Consider the following 21,311-nt stretch of genomic DNA (forward strand, 5'->3'; position numbering starts at 1 on the left):
GAACGGGCCGCTCCTCGTCGCCGCCCGTGCCACGGCCCCCGAGGCTGGCAGCAGGGGCTCGTCAGGGCCGTAGGAGAGGACCGAACCCGTGCCGAGGATTGCCGTCGATCTGAACCGATGTCAGGGCTACGCGCAGTGCGCGTTCCTCGCCCCCGAGGTCTTCGCCATGCACGGCGACGAGGCGCTGCTCTACGACCCGGAGCCGGACGAGGGGCAGCGGGAGAAGCTGGCGCAGGCCGCCGCGGCGTGCCCGGTGCAGGCCGTGCTCGTCGACGCGGTGGACCCGGTGGACCCGGCGGACGCCACGCCCGGGGCGGTGTCCGGCCGGTGAGCGCGGACGGGTTCCCGGAACGGTTCCGGCGCGAGGGCCGGATCGTCGTGGTCGGCGCGTCGCTGGCGGGTCTGCGGGCGGCGGAGACCCTGCGCGAGAAGGGGTTCGCGGGCTCCCTGACGCTGATCGGGGACGAGCCCCACGAGCCGTACGACCGGCCTCCGCTGTCGAAGACGGTGCTGCTCGGGCGGGCGGCCGCCGAGCGGACCGCGCTGCCCCGGCTGGCGGCTGTCGACGCGACCTGGCGGCTCGGCGTCGCCGCGACCGGGCTGGACATGGCGGGCCGACGGGTGCGGCTGGCCGACGGCGACGAGGTGCCGTACGACCGGCTGCTGATCGCCACCGGGGTGCGGGCGCGGCCGTGGCCGCGCGAGGCGGAGGCGGAGCTGGACGGTGTGTTCGTGCTGCGGACCCGCGACGACGGCGCGGCGCTCGCGCGGCGGCTGGCGGCGGGGCCGAAGCGGGTGCTGGTCGTCGGGGCCGGGTTCACCGGGTCGGAGATCGCCGCCGCGTGCCGGGAACGGGGTCTGGCCGTCACGGTCGCCGAGCGCGGGGCCTCGCCCCTGGTCGGCGCGCTCGGCGGGGTGGTCGGCGCGGTCGCCGCCGACCTTCAGCGGCGGCACGGCGTGGATCTGCGGTGCGGGGTGATGGTGACGGCGCTGGAGGGCGACGCCTCGGGGCGGGTACGGGCCGCGCAGCTCTCCGACGGCTCGACGGTGGAGACGGACGTGGTGGTCGTCTCGCTCGGCGCCCTCCGCAACACCGAGTGGCTGGCCGGGTCGGGGCTCGGGGCGGGACCCCGCGGGATCGCCTGCGACGCGGGCTGCCGTGCCTTCGACATCCGCGGGATCGTCACCGACGACGTGTTCGCGGCGGGTGACGTCGCCCGCTGCCCGCACCCGCTGTTCGGCTACCAGTTCCTGTCGCTGGAGCACTGGGGCAACGCCGTCTCCCAGGCGCGGGTGGCGGCCCACAACATGCTCAGCGAGAGCACCGACCGGATCCCGCACATGGAGGTCCCGGCCTTCTGGTCGTCCCAGTTCGGAGTGAACATCAAGTCGGTCGGGGTGCCCTCGCTGGGGACGGAGATCCTGATCACCCAGGGGTCGCTGGAGGAGCGCCGGTTCGTCGGCGTGTACGGCTACCAGGGGCGGATCATCGGTGCGGTCTCCTTCGACCAGGCCCGCTGGCTGCCGTTCTACCAGCGGCTGATCGAGACGACCGCGCCGTTCCCGCCGGAGTTCGCCACGGTCGACCGGCGCCCGGAGGGGCGGCGGCCGCTCGACGCGGACTTCCCCGACCCGTCGGTGCCGACCCACGGTCCCACCGTGACCCTCAGCGGGTACTCGCCGGCCGACCGCCGGCTGTCGTTCACCCCCGCGCACTGACCCGCTTCGGCCACGAGCCCCCGAGGACCCAGCCATGACGCCATCGCCGCTGCACCGGATCCTGGACTACGCCAACCGCGCCGACCCGTACCCGATCTACGAGGAGCTGCGCAGGACGCCGGTGTATCACGAGGGCGAGGGGCCGTACGTCGTCAGCACCTACCACGAGATCCTCGGTCTGCTGCACGATCCCCGGATCAGCTCCGACTCCCGGACCGTGGCGCAGACCGCGCACGATCCGCTGGCCGAGCCGGACCAGCAGGAGAGCGCGCTGCCGCCGAGCTTCCTGCGGCTCGACCCGCCCGAGCACGACCGGCTGCGCCGGATGACGAACCGCCCGTTCGGACCTCCGCATTCCCCGCACCGGATCGACGGGATGCGCGGCGAACTGCGGGACATCGTCACCGGTCTCATCGACGGCATCGGCGATCCCGACCGCTTCGACCTGGTGGACCGGTTCTCGTACCCGTTCCCGGTGACGGTGATCTGCCGGCTGCTGGGGATCCCCCGCGAGGACGAGGCGCGCTTCCACGCCTGGGCGGACGCCATCGCGGCGAGCCTGGACCCCGACCCGGACGCGGATCCCGCCGAGCGCGGCAAGGGCGCGCACGACGCCCGGACGCAGCTGGGGATGTATCTGGCGGGGCTCGTCGAGGAGCGCCGCAGGAACCCCGGCGACGACATGCTCTCCGCGCTGGCCACGGCCCAGGGCGAGGACGGCTCGATGACCACGATGGAGCTGCTCAGCACCGCCGCGCTGCTGCTGATCGCGGGCCACGAGACCACCGTCAACCTGGTCACCAACGGCATGCTGACCCTGCTGCGCAACCCCGATGTGCTGCACCGGCTGCGGGCCGATCCCCGCCTGGCCGTGCCCGTCGTCGAGGAGCTGCTGCGCTTCGAGCCGCCGGTGCAGCTGGTGCCACAGCGGGTCACCCTCGCCGATGTCGAGGTCCGGGGTGTCACCATCCCCAAGGGCTCCGCCCTGTGGCTGGTGCTGGCGTCCGGCAACCGTGACCCGCGGCGCTTCGAGAACCCCGACCGCTTCGACCCCGACCGCCGGGACAACCAGCACCTCGGCCTCGGCAGCGGCATCCACAGCTGCTTCGGCGCGCCCCTGGCCCGGCTGGAGACCCAGTTCGCCCTGGCGGAGCTGGCCCGCCGACTGGAGAACCCACGACTGCTGGAGGACCCGCCACCGTACCGCCGCAACGCCGTACTGCGCGGACCCCGGCATCTGCGGATCGCGTGCGACGGGATCCGGGCGTAGGGAGGGTCTTTCCGATCATCCGATCGCCTGATCGTCGGACTGGTCGTGCGGGAGGGGGAGATATCTGAGGCGGTGCGGGCGGGAGGGATCTGCCGGAGCGGTGCGGCCCGTGACCGACGGTGCACGGACTCTTCGCCCGCTGGGCCGACGACGGGACCTTCGACCGGCTCCTGACGGTGGCCCACGGCCGGGCCGAGGCGCAGGTTCAGGTTCAGGTTCAGGTTCAGGTTGCGGTGCTTGAGCGGGGAGAGCCGGGCCATGTCCGCTTCGCGAATCTCGTGGCCCTCGGCGCGGAGCTGGGCGACGGCGGCGTCGATGTACTTCGTGGTCCACAGCACGATGGCGTTGAGGACCAGGCCGAGCGCGCCGAGCTGGTCTTGTCCGAACTCGCCCAGCTCGGCGGCAGGTCCGCCAACGAGCCGTCGTTCACCACGGAAGGCAGTCGTGAAGAAGTGTTGGGTGGACGGGTTCCGCCGGGCGTGTCATGCACGATGTCCGCGCGCGCTTCGCGGTCCTACTGGAAGAAGGCGTAGTCCGGCCACAGCAACGCTTGTCACACCCCGCCACCGCGCCGACCAGGCCACAATGACCCCAGTAGATCTTGCTGTATCGCACCTGCGCGTACGGCAGACAAGGAGATGTCGTCATGTCGATGATCAGGCTCACCGTCCCGGCAGGTTCTCTCCCCCCCGAGGGCCGCGAGACCGTCCAGAAGGATCTGGCCGAAGCGCTGCTGCGCTGCGAGGGAGCGCCCGACGCAGCATTTTTCCGGGCCCAGTTGTGGAGCTATCTCGTCGAACTGCCCGAGGGGGCGCAGACCACCGCAGCGGACGACGCACCACGATTCCTCATCGACGTCACGGTTCCGCAAGGCGTGCTCTCCGACGAGGGCAGAGCCCGCCTCGTGGAGGAGGCCACGGGGATCGTGCTGTCCGCTGCCGGACTTGGCCAGGACGATGCGCCGAGGGTGTGGGTCCTGGTGCATGACCAGCCTGACGGAACATGGGGAGCAGGGGGCGCAATCGTCCGCCGTGCCGACCTCTTGGCTCTCGCCCAGAAACAGCGCGCCGGGGAGTGACGCCACTGGGTGCGGCACCCTCCGACCGCTGTCACCTCGCCCGTATGCCTTGCACCCGTTTCACCGGCATGCGCTACGCCGCCTCGCCTGAAAACGGGCGGGGCCCAACCGACGCGTAGCGGGTAGAGCAGGACGCGGTACGGACGTAGCGACCCGCAGCAGTCATGAACTCCGAAGCCGCCGGAACAGACAACTTTCGCATCATCAGCAACACAGTGTGGTCCAACACGGTGAGGATCCCGACGTCATGCAACTCGAGCAACGACGGCCCCCGGCGGGCTGGCCGAACGCTCGAAGGTCTGTGCGTACGGCCACTCTCAAGATCCTTTCCGGCGTGTTCCCGGTCCTGAGGTCGGCGACGGAACCACTGGCCACCGGCGTCAACGGCGTGCTGCGTTCCGGAATCCTGCCGCCGGACGGGCGTAGGCCCGGTGGGGCTTGGCGCCGCCGTGGAACTGGCGGCCCGAGCGGTGGCACTGATCGTGGTGTCGGGCCCCTCAGCGATACGCAGGGAGATCGCTTTCGTCGACCCCACGCAGGACGACCCCGTGGAGGCCTGGCGCACAGCAGCCCCCGGCCGCACCTGGCGATCGTCACTTTCCTCAATGGCGCAGGATCAGGAAGAGCGCCGCCGTCAGCACACCGAGCAGCGCCGCGATCGCGCCGTATTGGAGCCAGTGCTGCCGTAGGAGAGGTATCGCGCGGCGACGGCCAGACCGCCGGCGCCCATGAGGCACAGGATGACGGCGGTGACCGCCAGGAGCAGTTCGTACTCGAACCGGCGGGGGCGAAGAACCCGCCGTCCCCCTTCACGCCGATGGCGTTGACAAGGCTGACAAGGACGGCGGCCCCGCCGAGCGGGGTCAGCAGGCCGAGTACCAGCCCGGGACCGCCTCCGGTCTCCGCCGGCCCGGCCAGGATCGCCAGCGCTTTGACGGACGGGTATCCCCCGGCCTTGAAGAAGGCCGCGGTGCCGTCGAGACCGGGGCCCCCGAACCAGCCGATCAGTTTCTGCGTGCCATGGGCGACCATGATCGGGTCGAGGGTCAGGCGAAGCAGGAGGAAGCCGACGCCATGGGGGAGTTGATGATGCGTGAACCGGTTGAGGTCGACGTCGTGCGGCCTTCCACGGGGTAGAGACCGGAGGCGTCGTCATGCGCGGTTCCTTGGAGTGATGAGGGATCAGTGCGCGAGGTGTGCGGTCATGAAGTTGGGGTTGGTGTTGGTCGTGTAGGCCGCGTCGGTCACGTACTCCTCGGAGCCGTGGACGGCGACGGAGGTGGGCGTCCGGGCCCACCCGGCCAAGGACTGCCGACGCCCCGACTGGTGGTGCTCGGCAGCCACGCGTCGCTGAGCACCGCACACCCCGCGCCTCCGTGTCCCGATCACGAGACGTAACATGGCGCCGCCGAGCTGCGAAAGGGGGCCTGGCCGGTGGCAGGTGGACTGGTGATCATCCCGTTCCTGGCGTTCGTCCTGGCCATTCCGCCGGCGATGCTGTCCTATGCGGTCGGCAAGAAGACGTCCCGGAAGATGGGCTGGCTGTTCGCCTCGGTCTTGATCGGCCTGCCCTCTGTGCTGCTGATTGCCATGTTCATGCCTCGAGGCGGCACCTCCGACCCGTCAGGTCCCATCATCTACGGGAACCCGTACGAGCCCGGCTCGATTGCGGACGCCCAATACAAGCGCGGCTACGACTTCGCCGCCGGTCTCGCCAGGCAAGGAGAGAACCCGGGATCGGGCATGGCGGACGACGTCTTTCTCTGGTGCCAGGACCGGCTGACGCCAGCAGCAGGTTTCAAGGGCAAGATCACTACGGCGATGATGCAGGGCTGCGTCGAGGGATCCAAACAGCCTTCCGTACCTCCATCGAATGCGTCGTAAGGCCAACTGGGACGAGCTTGCTCGTGTCGTCGTCGTTCAGCGGCAGCGGCAGCGGCAGCGGCAGCGGGACCAACGGGCCTGTGGGCGGAAGCCGGACCGGCGTGCAGAGAGGGCGGCCGGAGAGGAACTCGTACGAACGCAGGCCCCACCCATCCGGTGTCAGCAGCCGGTTCAGCTCCTCAACCTGCTTCATCCTTCATCGCCTCCTCGACGCCGGCCGCAACCTCGGGACGGACGGTCCGCGCCAGGAAGGCGAGCAGCACTTCGTCCGGCCCGTCAGAGAGCTCCGACCGGGAGTCCTCGAAGATGCAGTCTCGAGCAGGTCGTTGTTGTTGAACCGGTGCTGCTGGATTTCGGCGCGGACGGTCGGGAGCTCGCCGTTCTCGGACGCAGGTCGGTCCAGGTCGTCGATCCGCACCACCGTGGTCTCCACGAGCCTCCGTGCACGGGCGCGCGGTGGAGTGCATCGCGTCCACTCATCCCCGGCGGCGGCCCCGTGCGGTGCGCCACGGGTTCGGCCGGCCGCCGGGGTACCCCGCGGTACCCCGGATGGGCGTGGACGGCGACCTGCTGGCCACCCGCGGGGCGGTGGATCCGCAGGCCGCGGCAGTGGGCAGTCGGACGCTTCACGGAACAGCGTTCGGTGCCCGGTCCGGAGCCGTGTTCGGCGCCCCGGCGGTCGATCAGCGGCTTCACGCCGACGCCGGCCGGAACCGTCGACGGCTGTTTTGCGGAAGTCCGGGAGGTTCGCGCTGCGGAACGTGGCGAGGAGGATGTCGAGCCACCACCCACAGTTCGTCGTCGACCTCCCACGGCTTCGGCGGCGCCACGCCGTGCCCCCGGCTCACCAGTCCCGCCAGTGATCCAATCTCCTCAAAGACCATTGCGTCAGGGGTTCTTGTCAGTACTCGCCGGAGAACGGGACGCCGGCGCGAAGGAGCACGTTGGCGAAGAAGCTGTCCTCGCCCGTGCGCACGGCGAATCTCGCGGCTCCGACCCGCCGTTTGAACTCGTCGTGATCGAGAGGCTCCGGGTCGAGGCCGAGCGAACAAAGCCCGGTGTGGACGGTGGGGTTGACCTCGCGGACCTTGCCGGTCACCCAGCTGCCCTCGACCACGACTTGTCCCAGTACGGCCTCGACGACGTCCAGGAAGGGCGGTTGACCGTACCGGTAGCCGAGGTCCACGGTGGGGGTGCCCGGCGCCAGGGGCAGCCCCGCGTCGCTGATCACGAAGGTGTCGGTGTGCCGAAGTCCGGCGATCAGACCGGCCAGCTCCTGGTGGATGATGCCGTTGCGTTTCACGGGTTCAGTCCTTCCTGTCGGTGGTGGCGGTGGCGACCATGACGCGAAGCGTGTCCAGGTCGGCGCAGTACTGTTGGGCGCCGGCGGCCCGCACCGCCAGGGAGCCGGCGGCGATCCCCAGCCGGGCGGCGTCCAGAAGGGAGTCGCCGGCTGCGAACCGGGCGGCGAACACCCCGACGAACGCGTCGCCGGCCCCGGTGGTGTCCCGCACGGTGGCGGGGATGGCCGGGATCGCGGTGGTGGTGCCGTCCGTGTCGGTGATGATCGCGCCCGCGGCTCCCAAAGTGGTGACCACCGCCTTGGCGCCCCGGGCGCGCAGCGCGGCGTGCGCTTTCCGTACGGCGGCCAGGTCCGTGGTCGTGTCGGTGTCCTGCTGCCCGGAGACCACTGCCTGCTCGTGCTCGTTCACGATCAGCACGTGGCAGCGGGAGATGAGCCGGTCCGGCAGTTCGGCGGCCGGCGCGGCGTTGAGCAGGAATCGCCCCTTGCAGGCCGCTGCCGCGCGCTCCACCACGTCCAGCGGGATCTCCAGTTGGGCCAGCACGACGTCCGCGTCCGCGCCGGCGCCGCCTGTCGGGTCGCCCTGGGGCGGCCACTGATGGTTGGCCCCGGAGACCACGATGATGGTGTTGTCTCCGGCCGCCACGGTGATCCATGCGGTTCCGGTCTCCGCGCCGGGGACGGGGATCACACCGTGTACGTCCACGTTTCTGGCGGACAGACCGGCACGTGCGGTGGTGGCCGCGGCGTCGTCGCCGACCCGGGCGATCAGCGCGGTGCGCACCCCGGCGGTCGCGGCCGCCACCGCCTGGTTGGCGCCCTTGCCGCCGAGCGTGACCTGCGCCGTCCGGCCGAGGATGGTCTCTCCGGGTGACGGGAAGGCGTCGGACTCCACGACGTGGTCGACGTTCACCGAGCCGATCACCACCACGAGCGGCGAGCGGGGCTCAGGCACGCACGTCTCCTTCGATGGCTCCCGTGATCAGGCCGACCAGTTCGTCGCCGGTGGTGTCGGCGACGGTCCGCCGGGCGGCGGTCTGCCCACGGCGCAGCACGTACGCGGTGTCCGCCACCCGCAGCACCTGCGCCATGTCGTGGCTGATCAGCAGTACGGTCACGCCCGTGTCGCGCAGCCGGTGGATCAGCGCCTCCACAGCCGCCGTCTCCCGCACGCCCAGGGCGGCGGTCGGCTCATCCATGATCACCAGGGTTTTGCCCCAGTTGGCCGCCCGGGCGATGGCTATGCTCTGCCGCTGGCCGCCGGACATCCGACGTACCGTGGCCCGGACGTTCGGCACGTTCACGTCCAGCCGGGACAGGATGTCCTGGCTGTGGCCGATCATGGACTTCTTGTCCAGCACCTGGATGGGACCGAACCCCGTGGTCAGTTCCCTGTTCAGGTACAGGTTCTGCCATACCGTCAGGTCCTCGATCAGCCCGAGGGTCTGGTACACCGTTTCGATGCCCAGTCGCCGCGCGTCGTCGGGCGAGCCGAGCCGGATCGGCTCGCCGCGGAAGCGGATCTCGCCGTCATCCGGTGGGTGTACCCCTGTCAGGCAGCGCACCAGGGTGGACTTGCCCGCCCCGTTGTCGCCCAGCAGTGCGGTGACCTCGCCTTCGGCCAGTGCCAGGTCCACGCCCTGCAGTGCGCGCACCGCGTCGAAGGACTTGCGCAGCCCGCTGATCTCCACGAGCGGCGGGTCGACGGCGGAGGCTTCGCCCGCCTCGCGGGCCAGAGTGTCTGTCATGACTGTCCCTACTTCTGGAACCGGGAGATGAAGGCGGCGCTGAGCACCACCGCGCCGACCGCGACGGGCTGGTAGTACTGCGAGATGCCGAGCAGGGTGAAGCCGTTGACCAGGGACTGCAGCAGCACCGCGCCGGCCGCGGAACCGAACACGGAGGCCTTCCCGCCGAACAGGCTGGACCCGCCGAGCACCACGGCGGCGATGGAGCTGAGCAGCAGGTCCGTCTGCAGGCTCGGGTCGGCGCCGCCGGTGCGGGCCACGAACAGCACTGCGGCGACTCCGCAGGCGAGCCCTGAGCCGGCGTAGGCGATGAGCCGCATACGGTCGACGTGGATGCCGGCCTCGCGGGCGGCTTCGATGTTGCCGCCGGTGGACAGCAGGTACGTACCCGTGCGGGTGCGGAAGAGCAGGAAGCCGACCGTCACCGCCCCCAGGACGGCCACCACCCAGAACCATCGCACCGGGCCGATGCCGTCGAGCGCCAGGTCACGGAGGAAGGAGGAGTTCACCGCGACGGTGTTGCCGGTGCTCAGCAGGAGGGTGAAGCCGCTGACCACGGTCAGCGAGCCGAGTGTGACGATGAAGTCCGTCATGTTCAGCCGGGCCACCATCAGGCCGTTGATCACGCCGACCGTCAGGCCCGCCAGCAGTGCCAGGAGTATCGAGAGGGGCAGCCCCCAGCCGTGGGTGTAGGCGTATCCGAGTACTGCGGCCGCCCAGGGCAGGTTGGACCCCACCGACAGGTCGATGCCGGCCACGGTGACCACCAGTTGTTGGCCCATGGCGAGCACCAGCAGGATCGAGGTGGACACCAGCAGGTCGCTGATATTGGCGACCGTGAGGAAGTCGGGTGTGGCGATGAAGAAAACGATGAAGACCAGGGCCACCCCGATCGGGGCGGCGAAACGTGCCGCCGCCCCGACTGAGAGGTGCCCGGCGAGGCGACCGGGCGCCTGAACGTCTGCCATGATCAGCTCACTTCCCGGCCGCGGTCAGCGGGTTGGTGAACGGTTCGACCGGCTGCGGGAAGGAGCTGATCGCCTTGTCCACGTTGCTGGAGTCGATCAGCGCCGTCGGGGAGACGATCCGGCTTGGCACGGTCTTCTTCTTGACGAGGTCGATGCACGCCTGCACGGCCATCTGCCCCTCGGCGTAGGGGTACTGCGAGATGGTGCCGCTGAGCGTGCCGGCCTTCACGGCCTCCAGCGCGGCGGTGATGCCGTCCACGGAGATGATGGACACCTTCCCGGTCAGCCCCGCGTTCTTCACCGCCTGCGCGGCGCCCAGGCCCATGGAGTCGTTGGCGGCGAAGATTCCGGTGATCTTCGGGTGCGCCTTCAGAATGGCCTCGGTGACGGTCTGCGCCTTGGCCTGGTCGTAGTCGGCCGGCTGGGTCGCGACGATGTTCAGCTTGCCGGCCACCGTCTCGGAGAAGCCCTTCTGGCGGTTGATGCCGTTCTGCTCGCCCGCGATGCCCTGGAGGATCGCCACGTCGCCCTTTCCGCCCATGCGCTTGAGCAACGCCTGTCCTGCCTGCTCCCCGGCGGACAGGTTGTCCGAGCCGATGAACGACGCGTAGGACACTCCTGCCTGCTTGGAGGCGTCCGGGTCGATCTGGGTGTCCAGGTTCAGGATCGGGATCTTCTTCTGCGCCACCGGGACCAGCGGGGTGATCACGTTGGTGGCGTTCACCGGCACCACGCCGAAGCAGTCGTAGTTCTGCCCGGCCAGGGTGGACAACTTGGCGTTCTCCCCAGTGGAGTCGGTCTCCGACTGGCCGGCCTGGACCTCCACCGTGACGCCCTGCTTCTTGCCCTCGGCCAGGGCACCGTCGCGCAGCGCCGCCCAGTAGGGGTTGGTGAAGTCACGGGTGACGATGGCGATGCGGACGCCCTTGCTCCCGCCGCTCCCGCTGCTCGCGTTGTCCCCGCCCCGCCCGCACGCGGCCACTGCGGCCAGCACGGAAAGGGCGACGGTCGCAGTGCGCAGCTGGCGTCTGGTGTGGTTGGACATGGTGGTGCCTTTCTTCGCGTCATTGCGTCCGGTCAGGTGTGGTCGACCGGTAGAAGGTGGCTCTGGCGGTTGGCCGAGTCCGGCGACTGGGCCGGCTCGGGGATGCGGCTGACGGCTGAGCCGACGCCGGGGTGATGCGTGACCGGGAAGCGGAATTCGACGGCGCCCGGCCGGCCGGCCGGTCCGTGCCCGGCGTCATCGGCAGGTGCGTGTCGTGGCGTGGGGGCCGGCCGGTCCGCCGGTGTCTTACGACGGGGTGGCCGGGCGGTGATGCCGAACGGGTTCAGGAGTCGGATCCGGCTGCCGTTGATCTGCGACGGGCAACTGGAGGAGGAACCGGCATGGTGAGCGGGCCGGCAAAGGCGGCATGGGGAGTCATGGGCGTTCCCCTTCGCCGCTGAGGGGTGTTGCTTTTCCTGATTCCGTTTGCCGTCCGGTCCTCGACCACCCTCCGGGTGAAGAGGGAGATGGCCAGGATCAGGGGCAGGCTTTCGACAGCAGTCACTGTCGGCGGGCCGTACTACGGATGCTTGGGGGTTACCGAGCAGGTGGCCCGAAGTGAACCATGTGTTTTCCAGCTCACGGGTGCAAGAAAGCCACAGGCGGCAATTAGGTCACGATTCTGGACAGCTTGTGGCTGTTCTTCATTGCGGCGGGCCTAACGGGTCGCCGCTGATTTGAGCACGGCCGGCGGGGTGAACGACATCCGCGTGGAGTTCGTTCTTCCCTGACCGCCGTCTCGAGGTGGCGATCTCCTTGCCACCGGCAGACGGGGCGCGGCGAGACCGCTTTACGCAAGGCTTCATCGCGCACGTCCCTTCTTTCGTGTGGGCGGCTTGCAGAGCGGACGGACACTTGCGAGCAACCAGCTACGTAATCGATTACATCGCTTATGGCGAGTTATTTAAACGGCGGCTCTCGACGGGTGTCAAGGTCCTGGTGTCAACACATTCGGCAGGCGGTCGACGTCTTGACGGCGTGGGGAGTAATCGATTACAAGGGTCCAAGACGGGAGAAGGAGGTGACCGATGGCGGTGACCGTCGCAGACGTCGCTCGACACGCCGGAGTCTCGACGGCGTCGGTGTCGCGGGCTCTGTCGGGCGCGGACGGTGTCAGCGCAGCCGTACGTGAACGCGTCACCGCGGCAGCGCAAGCGCTGGGTTACCGACCGAACACGGTCGCGCGTTCACTGCGGACCACGCGGACGCAGACGATCGGACTGATCATCCCGGACGTCGTGAACCCCTTCTTCAGCGAGCTCGCCTGGGCTGCCGAAGAGGCTGCGCACCAGCACGGATACAGCGTGATCCTGTGCAACGCCAACGAGGAGACCGAACGCCAGGACGGGTACATCGACCTGATGCTGGCCCGACGCGTCGACGGACTGCTGCTGACCCCGGTACTCGAGGAGTCGTCCGCCTTGCGCGCCGTGGCGCGCCAGGGTGTGCCCATGGTGTTCGTCGACCGGGCGGTGGCCAGCATGGACGCGCCGGTGGTGCGCGCGGACGGACACGCGGCGATCTCCCAGCTCGTCGACCACCTGGTGAAGCTGGGACATGAACGGATCGCCGTCATCAGCGGCCCTCCGCAGACGGTCACCGGCCGCGAACGGCTCACCTCCTTCCGGAACGCGATGCGGGCGCATTCCCTGGATCTTCCAGAGGAGCTGGTGCGGTTCGGCAACTTCCAGGCGGACAGCGGCCGACGGGCGGCCGCCGAGCTGCTCGACCTGGACGAGCTGCCCACCGCGGTGTTCGCCATCGACAACCTGATGACACTGGGAGTTTTCCAGGAAATGCGCAAGCGGGGCCTGCGGATCGGCGCGGACATGGCGGTGGCCGGCTTCGACGACCCGCCCTGGTTCCAACTGCTGGACCCTCCCCTGACCACGGTGTCACAGCCGGTGACCAGAATGGGGGCACTGGCGGTGGACATGCTGATCGAGGCGATCGGCGGCGGATCGGTGGAATCCCACCTGCTCGACTGTGAATTGGTGATCCGGGAATCGTGCGGCGAGACCAGGGCCCTTGGCGGTAAGGGCCGGCGCCCGGATCAAACGCCGTGACTCCGGGTAGGACCTTCTCCCCATCGAAGCGTCCTCGAGTCCGAATGGACAAGAACAGCCCGTGAAGCGAGAATGCGACGACCATGACGGAATTCCACTGAAACTGAGCACCCAGGCAGGAGATCCGGGCCTGGTCCCATCCCGGAACTTCGCTCCGGAAGCCACTCCGGGCTTGGACTTGGTGCTCTTACGCTTGGGCCGTGGGAGCGCGCCGTTTCCCCGATCACCGGGACTCATCGGCGGTCGCGGAGCCTGCGTACCGTCTGCCGGGCCTGAGCGCGGCGGCGTGGGCCGGCCGCGCACCGGCGTGCCTGCTCGATCGTGCGCCGCCCCTGAGGGCTGCTCATGATTGCCTTGATGCGTGCGACAATTCCGGCCACATGACCCCCTCCGCTTGGATGACCCGCTCTTCCGAGGCACCGTCGTCTTCTCGACTGCCCCGTGACTGACGGTCCGTCCCAGCCCCCGGTGGCCGGAAATCGTTTGTGTCTGCGACAGTCACCGTGAACTGCCGTCCACCAGACAGGAACGTCATGGCAACCTCCAAGAAGTCGAACCGGCACAGACCCGGCACTCTTCTCCGCGCGACCGTGAGCAGTGCCCTTGCCGCCGCCCTCACGGTGGTGCTCACGGCCTGCAACGGAGACGGGACCTCGACGGCAGCCCCCACCGGCGGGAAGAGCACGACGGCAGGGTCGGCCGGCAGCGCGCAGACCGCTTCCCAGCCGGCCGGCGCCAAGCCCGCGGACCAGTCCACGACGGGCACCGGCAACGCCGGTTCGTCACATTCCGCAGCTCCTCAACCCGCCCCCTCGGCGCCCGCACCGGCCGCCCCGATCGCCTCTGCCAGTACGGACAGTGACGACGGTTGCGACCACAAGATGCCCATCTCACCTGACGAGGTGGCGGTCTACCGTTACACCCCCGAGGGGGGCTCCCTGAGTCTCATCGTCAAGTACGGCAACTGGGGCTGTGCCCCCGCGGACTCCGACGGCGCGCCGTTCGAGACGGTGGGGAAGGAAACCTACATGCCCATGGACCAGGCGGCGTACGTCACCGTGACCACACCCATCGTGGAGAGCACCGAGAACCAGCACATCGGCGTCCAGGAGTTCCTGGACTGGCTGGCAGCCAACCCGAACAGCGGACTGGTGTTCAAGTACCACGTGGGCGCCGACGGGGCGATCGACCGTCTGGACGAGGAGTTCACTCCCTGAGCGACGACGCTGCGGCCCGTACCCGGAGGCCAGCCGCTCGCCGCCGGAGGTGGCCGTTCGGGGCGTCCGGGGCAGCGAACCTCCGCACAAGAGGTCGAGTCCCGGCTGACTGGGGCTGTCCAGCGCTGTGTCGCCGGGCCCTACCGGCGCCCCATCGGCCACGATGGGGACCGCGGCCGGCAAGCGCGCATTCACTGCGGGAGCGTTTGCGGTAGGACGGGCCGCCAACCGCGATGGCCCTCGCGCAGGCGGCCTCCAGACGTGTGTCGCCGTACTTCTTCCGCAGGGGAGTCACGCCCTCATGGCGCCCGGCTGGCTGGTGCGCTGGCGACAGATCGCTTGGGGGTGGGAAAGTACGCTGCCGGGGTGATCCTTCCGACAGTCAACGAGGTACGCGCGCTGCACGAGCGGTACGCGCCGTCGCATGAGGCGCTGGACCTCGTCTTCACCCACTGCGAAATCGTCTGCAGCATCGCCGCACAGCTTGTGGCACAGACCGCCATCCCTCTCGACGCCGACCTCGTCCGAGTCGGCGCCCTGCTCCACGACATCGGCGTCTACCGGCTCTATGACCAAGCCGGTCGGCTCGATCACCGCAACTACATCCGCCATGGAGTCCTCGGCTACGAGATCCTCCACGAGGAGGGCTTCCCGGAGCCCCTGTGCCGCTTCTGCTCCTGTCACACGGGAGTCGGTCTTACCCAGCACGACATCCGCGAACAGAAGCTCGCCATACCCGAGGCCGACTACCTGGCCGAGACCATCGAAGAGCAACTGGTCATGTACGCGGACAAGTTCCACAGCAAGACGACACCCCCTACGTTCCTCACCGCCGACTCCTATGCAGCGCAAGTGGAGAGGTTCGGCGCGGACAAGGTCCACGCATTCGGCCTTCTGCGTGCCCGGTTCGGCGAACCCGACCTGACCTCGGCCAGGGCGCGGTACGGCCACGCGCAGGCATGAGGTCGGCGGCGCCGCACCGGACAGGCCCGGGCAGGCCCGGCAACATTCGCCCTGTTGCGATGTGACGCGCCGTCTGGATGGCGCGTCTGCGCCAAGCTGTGCGGGTGGCAGAACGAGTACGCGTCCGTGAGATCGATGACGACGAGGGCAGGCGGATGCTGCGGATCATCCGCCGGGGCAGCGGGTCGGTGGTGACCTGGCGGCGGGCGCAGATGGTGCTGCTGTCCGCGCAGGGCATGGGCGGAGATCGCCGAGGTGACGTTCACCAGCGCGGACCGGGTCCGGGACGTGATCCGCAACTTCAACGCCGACGGCTTCGACTCCCTCTACCTCAAGTACAAAGGCGGTCGGCCCAGGACGGTCACCCTGCCCGAACGGCGCGAGATCAAGAAGATCGCCAAGTCCAGGCCGGCCGAGCACGGTCTGCCGTTTTCGACCTGGAGCCTGGCCAAGCCGGCCGGCTTCCTGGGCGCGGAGGGGGTGGTCGACGACATCAGCCACGAGGGCCTTCGGGTTCTGCTCCGCGAGGAGGGCGTTTCGTTTCGACGCACAAAGACCTGGAAGACCTCCCGCGACCCCGACTATGCCGCCAAGAAGGCCCGGGTCGAGCACCTCTACGCGATCGCCGACGGCGAGGTCATGCCCGAGGAAGGCGAGCGCGGCGGACGGCACAAGGATCCCGACCGGGAGCCGAGGGCCCGTAGGCGGGCTGCCTACACCCGCCAGCACGGGGTCCGGCACCTGTTCGCCGCCTACGACCTGGCCCGGGACAAGCTCTACGGTCATGTCAAGCCGAAGAAGAACCGGACGAGGTTTCTGGAGTTCTGCCGTTATCTGCGCAGCCTCTACCCGCCGAAGATCCGGATCGCGATCGTGCTCGACACTTCGTGGCTGAATCGGATCGAGGCCCAGTTCACCGCTCTGCGCTACTTCGCCCTGGACGGTACCGACCATGCCGGCCACGGGGAGCAGGGAGCAGGGAGCGGGGCAGCATGATCCGCCGCTACATCATCTGGCGAAACCGTCACGTCGCCGATCAACGGATACGAGCCGTGGTCGACAGGGCGAACATTGCTTGATGCGGCAGTGGGTCGCGCGGGTGCGGCAGGGGTGCGACAACCCGGATGCCCGAAGAGGGAGGTTCCTGCGATCATGCCGGGATGTTGCCGTCGCTCGAACACCTGGTCATCCGTCACACGTACCGGCTGCCCGCCCCCGTCGGACCCGCCGGTGAAGGAAGCGGTGCCGCACGCCAGTTGGACGCCGCGCTGATGTCGGTGGGCTTCAAGCTCTCGGCGGAGCTGCTCGGGCACCTGTCGGGGCTGGCCGAGCGGTCGGTCACCGAGACCGCCGGTCGGGTCCTTCGGGCCGTGCGGGAAATGGTCGGCGACCACGTCCGGCACAACGTCTACTTCATCGACTTCCCGGCCAACGTGCCGGACACGTACGACTTCTGGACCCGCTGCATCAACGACGCGCTCGCCGACGACGGCTCCCGCGCGGGCACGCTCGCCCAGTTGAGCACGGGCGTGGTCGATCTGCTCACGCTGCCGTCCTACGGCACGTATCAGCACTCCTACGAGGAGATGCTCGCCGCGCATGACGAACTGGTCGCCGCCGCGGGCGACCGTCTGACGGTCCTGCACCTGGGGGGCTCCCCGGAGGACGAGGTCGGCGCGCTGTATCTGGCCCTCGCCGGCAGCGTGACCCCGCTGGGCGAGGACGGCCTGCGCGATCTGGGGGTGCTCGCGCGGCACTGCGTCGACGGCCCCCAGCCCGAGGTGATCCCCGTGCGGGAGAACCGCGCCGTCGTCAACCTCGCCCGGCTGCGCGCCGGCGCCGACCTGCTGCTGGACACGGTCACCGATGTGCTGCGGCTGGCCTGTGCGTTGTCGGGCGGCGACGCCACCCTGGTGGAGCCGACCCGGTTCCGGTCGCCGAGCCGGCGGGTGCGGCGGGTCCTGCTCGCCGGTCTCGACGCGGTCGTGGCCGCGGCCCCCGCCAAGCTGGCCGACGTCACCGCGCACCGCGAGGCGTTCAAGCGGCTCGGTGAGCGGCTGCATCCGCACGAGTACCCGCACTGGCCGCACGCCGCCGAGGTGTTCGCGGTGGCGCGGGGCGAGCGGCAGGCCCCGTCGTTCGACCGCCGCGTGGAGGAACTGCTGGGCGCGGACGACGTCGGCGCGGCGGCCCGGTTGCTGACAGCCGCGCCGGGCCGGCTGTTCCGCTCGCTGGACCGACTGCTGCGGCTGTGCCGCACCGAGGACCAGCGCGCCGCCGTGACGGCCGCCGCCGGGCAGGTCGCCCCGAAGGTCTCCGGGCGTGTGCTGCTGTCGGTCCGTGAGCACTTCCTCAACCGGGCCGAGGAGCCCGCCGGTAGCCGGGTGTTCGTCAACCGCTCGGGCCGCGGCTGGGTCACCGCCGACACCCGCCCGCCGGTGGGGGCGGCGCAGCGCGAGCGGCTGATCGAGGTGCTGGACGCGGAGACGCGCCGCCGTCTTCCCGAGCCGGCGCACCTGCTGGTCGACCCCGACGTGCTCGACGTGGCGCTTCCGCTCAGCGGCAGGGCGACGACGGCCGGGCTGGGCGTGCTGCCGCGCGGCTCGCTCTCCCGGGTCGACGGCGAGTTGCTGCGGTTCTTCGTGTACTGGAGGCAGTCGCGCCGCACCACCGACTTCGACCTGGCCGCGCTGCTCCTGGACGCCTCGTACGAGACGCTCGGCTGGCTGTCGTACACCGAGCTCAAGCAGGTCGAGGGCGAGCACTCGGGAGACATCACCGAAGCGCCGGACGGTGCCTCCGAGTTCATCGATCTGCGGCTGGGGGCGGCGCGCGGGGACTTCGTCGTGCCGCAGGTCAACATCTTCTCGGGCGAGGGCTTCGAGGAGGTCGAGGAGTCGTTCTTCGGCTTCATGCTGCGCGAGGCCGAGCAGCGGGGGCGTCCCTTCGAGGCGCGGACCGTGCGGATGAAGTCGGAGCTGCGGGGCCCCGGCCGGGTCGCGCTGCCGCTGGTGTTCCTGCGCGGCCCCGACGGCGGCTGGCGCGCGAAGTGGCTGCACCTGTATCTGCGGGGCAGGGTGGCCTACAACCGGGTCGAGGGGAACCGGCTCTCGGTCGCGACGCTGGTGCGGGCGGTCGTCGAGCGGAATCCGCTCACGGTCCGGCATCTCGTCGGCCTCATGGGTGCCGGGACGACCACGGTGTGGGACGGCGGTGCGGTCCCGGACGGACCGGTCCTGTACATCGGTCTGGAGCGGCCCGAGGGGCTCCACCCGGACTCGGTGGTCGTCACCCGGGAAAACCTGCGCGACCTGATCCCGGGCTGACTGCTACCGTTGCGTCCGGGCGAGGCCATGAACGGGCTTCCTTCTCCACACTCTCCCTGATTCAGTCCGTTCGCTTTCCTCCCCTTCGACCTCACGCCGGGGTGCCGCAGCGCACCCCGGCGTCGTCATGCCGTCATGCCGTCATGCCGTCATGCCGTCATGCGGTCAGCCGTCAGTGGTGCGCGGCGGCGAGCGCCTCGAAGGTGTGGCTGAAGTACCAGGTGTCCTGGGCGATGCCGGAGCAGGAGTCGGAGCCGCCGGTGCCGACGCAACCGCCGTTGTCACGCTGGAGCGCCCAGAAGGAGAGGGTGTTGATGCCCCGCGCCTCGGCCCACTTCTCCACCGTGACGGCGTTCTCCGTGGTGAAGGTCTCCTCGGGGCCGTAGTCGTCGATGCCGGGCATCTCGATGACGCCGATCATGTTCCAGAGCCTGGCGGAGTTCTTCTTCGGGTAGAGCGCGGCCAGTTGGCCGTGGAGTCCGGTGGCGGCCGTCGCGGTGTCGGCGGCCATGTCGTGGGTGGCGCCGTCGTAGTAGTCGAAGGTCATGAGGTTCACGACGTCCACGCGTGCGCCGTTGTCGACGGCGTTGCGCAGGACGGCCAGGCCGTTGGCCCCCAGTCCGGTCGTGGAGGTCGGCAGGGTGTAGGAGAACTGGACGCTGCGGCCGGTGTGTTCCGCCCAGCGTTCGACCTTGGCGATCGCCTTGTTGCGGCGGTCGATTCCGGCGGCGTTGTCGATGGAGTCGCCTTCGACGTCGAGGTCGATACGGGTGATGCCGTAGGTGGTGACGAGGCTCTTGAAGACGGCGGCGATGGCGTCGACGTCGGTGCAGCTGTCGGCCAGTTCGGTGCCGGTGGTGTCCGCGGACCAGCCGCCGAAGGAGGGGATGGCGTTGCCGCCGCGCGCCCGCAGCCGCGCGATGTCACGGCCGAAGGCGTCCTTCGCGATCGGCCGGCCGGTGTCACCGTTCCAGTACGCGGTGCAGGAGCCCGGTGCGGACGTCTGGAGGAAGGCCAGGGTGAGGTACTTGTTGCCTGAGGCGGCGGCGAGTTCGGCCGGGCTCTGCCCGGTCCAGGTCTCGAAGTACGGCGCCACCACCGGGGCCGGCCGGGGCTTCGCGGCGGCCGGCGGCGCGTCCGACGGCGCCTCCGGCGCGGCGAGGGCGGCCCCTCCCCCGAGGGCCATGAGTCCGACGGACAGCGAGGCCGCGCTCAGACAGGACAGCAACGTACGCACAGAACCAGGTCGTCTCACTGACGCTCCCGTGGTGAAGGGACGTGCCGCGGGGCGCGTGGAGGCACACGGTCCGCGGGTGAACAGCGACCATCGTTGGACTAGACCATTTAACTGTCAAGGTTCTTTACAATTAACTGACCTCAACCGGTGCGCGGGGCGAGGGTGACGACGGCGGGACCCTCGGGGCGGACCGTGATGCCGTACGACGTCCCGGTGGGCGTGCGGCGGAAGGTCACGGTGTGGGCGGGCAGGAGGTGTTCGAGCAGGACCGTGGACTCGCGGAGCGCGAACTGCGTGCCGAGACAGGCGCGGGGGCCGATGCCGAAGGGGAGGTAGGCGCCCGGGTGGGCGGGGCGGCCTTCCGGGGCCGTGAAGCGGCGCGGGTCGAAGCGCTCCGGGTCCGGCCAGAGTCCGGGGTCGCGGTGGGTGAGGTACGGGCAGACGAGGAGGTCGGTGCCCGCCTCGACCGTGTGCCCCGCGAGAATGTCCGCCGCGGCGGCGTGCCGCGGCAGGATCCAGGCGGGCGGGTACAGCCGCAGCGTCTCGTGGACCAGTGCCTGGATCGCCCGGCGGCGCCGCGCGGAACCCTCGGGGCCGGCGGCGAGCGTCTCCTCGCGGGCGGTGGGGTTCCGGTCGAGCAGGAGGTGGAGCCAGGTGAGGGTGGTGGCGGTGGTCTCGTGCCCGGCGACGAGGAGTGTGACCAGTTCGTCGCGGATCAGCCGGTCGGTGTACTCGGGGCGCTCGGTGGCGGCGTCCAGGAGGACCTGGAGCAGGCCGGGGCCGTCGGGTCCCGCCGCCCCCGCGCGGGCGGTCTCGACGGCCCGCCGGGCGACGGCGTCGATCCGTGCGAGGTCGGCGGCGACGGCGTCGCGCGCGTCCGCGGCGTCGGCGGGCAGCGTCGGGAGGGCCGCCGCCACCGACGCGACCGCGGTCAGCTCACGCTCGGTCTCCTCGTCGACGGCGTACCCGGTGAGCGACCGCCAGATGGCGTCCAGGGCGAACCGGCGCATCTCCTGCCCGACGTCGAAGGCCTCCCCGGTCCGGGCGTACCCGCTCCACCGGGCCGCGGTGGTGCGGGCGGCCCCGGCGATCCGCCCGTCGTAGCGGCGCATCCCGGTCCCGGTGAACTGCGACTGGAGCAGCCGGCGTTGCCGCTTCCAGGCGTCGCCGGTGGCGGACAGGACACCGTCACCGACCAGCAGCCGGGCGCGGTGCGCACGCTTGACGTAGCGGTCCGGCCGCCGGGCGAGGACGTGCTGCACCGCGTCCGGGTCGGTGACGAGCACGGTCAGGCCGGGCCCGAGCCGCACCCCGGCGACCCCGCCGGCCTCCTCCCGCACCTGACCCAGCAGGTCGACCAGTTCGCCTCCCGCGGCCTGCCAGCGGGCGACGAGACCCGGATCGGCTTCCGGGACCGGGTGCCCCGTCGCGGGGGCGGGCGGGTGGGGGCTGAGGCCTGCTTCGCTGTCCACGTTCCTTCTCCTGGT

General features: G+C 70.1%; 17 protein-coding genes and 3 pseudogenes. 10 read left to right on the plus strand and 10 right to left on the minus strand.

The features are described from left to right. Positions 1–88: 88 nt before the first annotated feature. Genes U5640_RS01455 through U5640_RS01465 form a run of 3 tightly spaced genes read left to right on the plus strand, consistent with a single transcriptional unit; the run spans position 89 to position 2,989 of the window. Positions 89–331, plus strand: coding sequence for a ferredoxin (locus U5640_RS01455; protein ID WP_340373966.1), 243 nt, complete (start codon positions 89–91; stop codon positions 329–331). Continuing rightward, positions 328–1,719 carry an FAD-dependent oxidoreductase gene (locus U5640_RS01460; RefSeq protein WP_340373967.1) on the plus strand — a complete coding sequence of 464 codons (1,392 nt, stop codon included), beginning with the start codon at positions 328–330 and terminating at the stop codon, positions 1,717–1,719. Before U5640_RS01455 ends, U5640_RS01460 begins: the two co-directional genes overlap by 4 nt. A gap of 34 nt (positions 1,720–1,753) precedes the next feature. Then, positions 1,754–2,989 carry a cytochrome P450 gene (locus U5640_RS01465; RefSeq protein ID WP_340373968.1) on the plus strand — a complete coding sequence of 412 codons (1,236 nt, stop codon included), beginning with the start codon at positions 1,754–1,756 and terminating at the stop codon, positions 2,987–2,989. Between the two features lie 278 nt (positions 2,990–3,267). On the opposite strand, the pseudogene U5640_RS01470 reads toward U5640_RS01465, so the two are convergent. Beyond that, positions 3,268–3,327, minus strand: a pseudogene (locus U5640_RS01470) (hypothetical protein); the annotation flags it as partial. A 308-nt stretch (positions 3,328–3,635) separates the two neighbouring features. Here U5640_RS01470 and U5640_RS01475 point away from each other — a divergent pair. Continuing rightward, entirely contained in the window at positions 3,636–4,067 is a 432-nt protein-coding gene (locus U5640_RS01475) for a tautomerase family protein (protein WP_340373969.1), read from the plus strand. Between the two features lie 204 nt (positions 4,068–4,271). Here U5640_RS01475 and U5640_RS01480 read toward each other — a convergent pair whose 3' ends face one another. Beyond that, on the minus strand, positions 4,272–5,099 hold the full coding sequence (locus tag U5640_RS01480) for a DoxX family membrane protein (RefSeq protein WP_340373970.1): 828 nt from the start codon (positions 5,097–5,099) through the stop codon (positions 4,272–4,274). A 150-nt stretch (positions 5,100–5,249) separates the two neighbouring features. After that, entirely contained in the window at positions 5,250–5,411 is a 162-nt protein-coding gene (locus U5640_RS01485) for a hypothetical protein (protein ID WP_340373971.1), read from the minus strand. 105 nt (positions 5,412–5,516) lie between these two features. Here U5640_RS01485 and U5640_RS01490 point away from each other — a divergent pair, with 105 nt between their 5' ends. Then, complete coding sequence (locus tag U5640_RS01490) at positions 5,517–5,951, plus strand: hypothetical protein (protein ID WP_340373972.1); 435 nt, start codon at positions 5,517–5,519, stop codon at positions 5,949–5,951. 901 nt (positions 5,952–6,852) lie between these two features. Here the strand turns inward: U5640_RS01490 and rbsD are convergent. The 5 genes from rbsD to U5640_RS01515 are packed head-to-tail and all read right to left on the minus strand — an operon-like array spanning position 6,853 to position 11,015. Continuing rightward, complete coding sequence (gene rbsD, locus U5640_RS01495; protein WP_340373973.1) at positions 6,853–7,254, minus strand: D-ribose pyranase; 402 nt, start codon at positions 7,252–7,254, stop codon at positions 6,853–6,855. A gap of 4 nt (positions 7,255–7,258) precedes the next feature. Beyond that, positions 7,259–8,209 carry a ribokinase gene (locus tag U5640_RS01500; RefSeq protein WP_340373974.1) on the minus strand — a complete coding sequence of 317 codons (951 nt, stop codon included), beginning with the start codon at positions 8,207–8,209 and terminating at the stop codon, positions 7,259–7,261. Then, on the minus strand, positions 8,202–9,002 hold the full coding sequence (locus U5640_RS01505; RefSeq protein ID WP_340373975.1) for an ATP-binding cassette domain-containing protein: 801 nt from the start codon (positions 9,000–9,002) through the stop codon (positions 8,202–8,204). The genes U5640_RS01500 and U5640_RS01505 overlap by 8 nt, the downstream gene beginning before the upstream one ends. A gap of 8 nt (positions 9,003–9,010) precedes the next feature. Then, on the minus strand, positions 9,011–9,970 hold the full coding sequence (locus tag U5640_RS01510; RefSeq protein WP_340373976.1) for an ABC transporter permease: 960 nt from the start codon (positions 9,968–9,970) through the stop codon (positions 9,011–9,013). Between the two features lie 7 nt (positions 9,971–9,977). Further along, on the minus strand, positions 9,978–11,015 hold the full coding sequence (locus U5640_RS01515; RefSeq protein ID WP_340373977.1) for a substrate-binding domain-containing protein: 1,038 nt from the start codon (positions 11,013–11,015) through the stop codon (positions 9,978–9,980). A gap of 1,028 nt (positions 11,016–12,043) precedes the next feature. Here U5640_RS01515 and U5640_RS01520 point away from each other — a divergent pair. The 5 genes and pseudogenes from U5640_RS01520 (at position 12,044) to U5640_RS01540 (ending at position 18,587) form a co-directional block, all read left to right on the plus strand. Further along, positions 12,044–13,081 (plus strand): LacI family DNA-binding transcriptional regulator, encoded by a 1,038-nt coding sequence (locus U5640_RS01520; RefSeq protein WP_340373978.1) that lies wholly within the window; start codon positions 12,044–12,046, stop codon positions 13,079–13,081. Between the two features lie 881 nt (positions 13,082–13,962). Then, positions 13,963–14,298, plus strand: coding sequence for a hypothetical protein (locus tag U5640_RS01525; protein WP_340373979.1), 336 nt, complete (start codon positions 13,963–13,965; stop codon positions 14,296–14,298). Between the two features lie 366 nt (positions 14,299–14,664). Next, the gene (locus tag U5640_RS01530) at positions 14,665–15,261 is read left to right on the plus strand and encodes an HD domain-containing protein (protein ID WP_340373980.1); all 597 of its coding nucleotides are present in this window, start codon (positions 14,665–14,667) and stop codon (positions 15,259–15,261) included. A 104-nt stretch (positions 15,262–15,365) separates the two neighbouring features. Then, positions 15,366–16,340: pseudogene (locus U5640_RS01535) on the plus strand (helix-turn-helix domain-containing protein). An 81-nt stretch (positions 16,341–16,421) separates the two neighbouring features. Beyond that, positions 16,422–18,587: a hypothetical protein gene (locus tag U5640_RS01540; RefSeq protein ID WP_340373981.1), complete on the plus strand. Its 2,166-nt coding sequence runs from the start codon at positions 16,422–16,424 to the stop codon at positions 18,585–18,587. Between the two features lie 199 nt (positions 18,588–18,786). Here U5640_RS01540 and U5640_RS01545 read toward each other — a convergent pair. Both U5640_RS01545 and U5640_RS01550 read right to left on the minus strand, forming a co-directional pair. Further along, positions 18,787–19,803: pseudogene (locus U5640_RS01545) on the minus strand (chitinase); the annotation flags it as partial. Positions 19,804–19,964: 161 nt separating this feature from the next. Continuing rightward, positions 19,965–21,296, minus strand: a complete 1,332-nt coding sequence (locus U5640_RS01550; protein ID WP_340373982.1) for a cytochrome P450 — start codon at positions 21,294–21,296, stop codon at positions 19,965–19,967. Positions 21,297–21,311: the final 15 nt, after the last annotated feature.

Source organism: Streptomyces sp. SS7 (assembly GCF_037993025.1).
GTDB lineage: Bacteria > Actinomycetota > Actinomycetes > Streptomycetales > Streptomycetaceae > Streptomyces.

Excerpts from the sequence above, each read along its gene's own strand:
- U5640_RS01525 (WP_340373979.1), top strand. The coding sequence starts at position 13,963 with ATGCCCATCTCACCTGACGAGGTGGCGGTCTACCGTTACACCCCCGAG.
- U5640_RS01480 (WP_340373970.1), bottom strand. The coding sequence starts at position 5,099 with ATGGTCGCCCATGGCACGCAGAAACTGATCGGCTGGTTCGGGGGCCCC.
- U5640_RS01520 (WP_340373978.1), top strand. The coding sequence starts at position 12,044 with ATGGCGGTGACCGTCGCAGACGTCGCTCGACACGCCGGAGTCTCGACG.
- U5640_RS01510 (WP_340373976.1), bottom strand. The coding sequence starts at position 9,970 with ATGGCAGACGTTCAGGCGCCCGGTCGCCTCGCCGGGCACCTCTCAGTC.
- U5640_RS01475 (WP_340373969.1), top strand. The coding sequence starts at position 3,636 with ATGTCGATGATCAGGCTCACCGTCCCGGCAGGTTCTCTCCCCCCCGAG.
- U5640_RS01515 (WP_340373977.1), bottom strand. The coding sequence starts at position 11,015 with ATGTCCAACCACACCAGACGCCAGCTGCGCACTGCGACCGTCGCCCTT.
- U5640_RS01465 (WP_340373968.1), top strand. The coding sequence starts at position 1,754 with ATGACGCCATCGCCGCTGCACCGGATCCTGGACTACGCCAACCGCGCC.
- U5640_RS01505 (WP_340373975.1), bottom strand. The coding sequence starts at position 9,002 with ATGACAGACACTCTGGCCCGCGAGGCGGGCGAAGCCTCCGCCGTCGAC.
- U5640_RS01540 (WP_340373981.1), top strand. The coding sequence starts at position 16,422 with ATGTTGCCGTCGCTCGAACACCTGGTCATCCGTCACACGTACCGGCTG.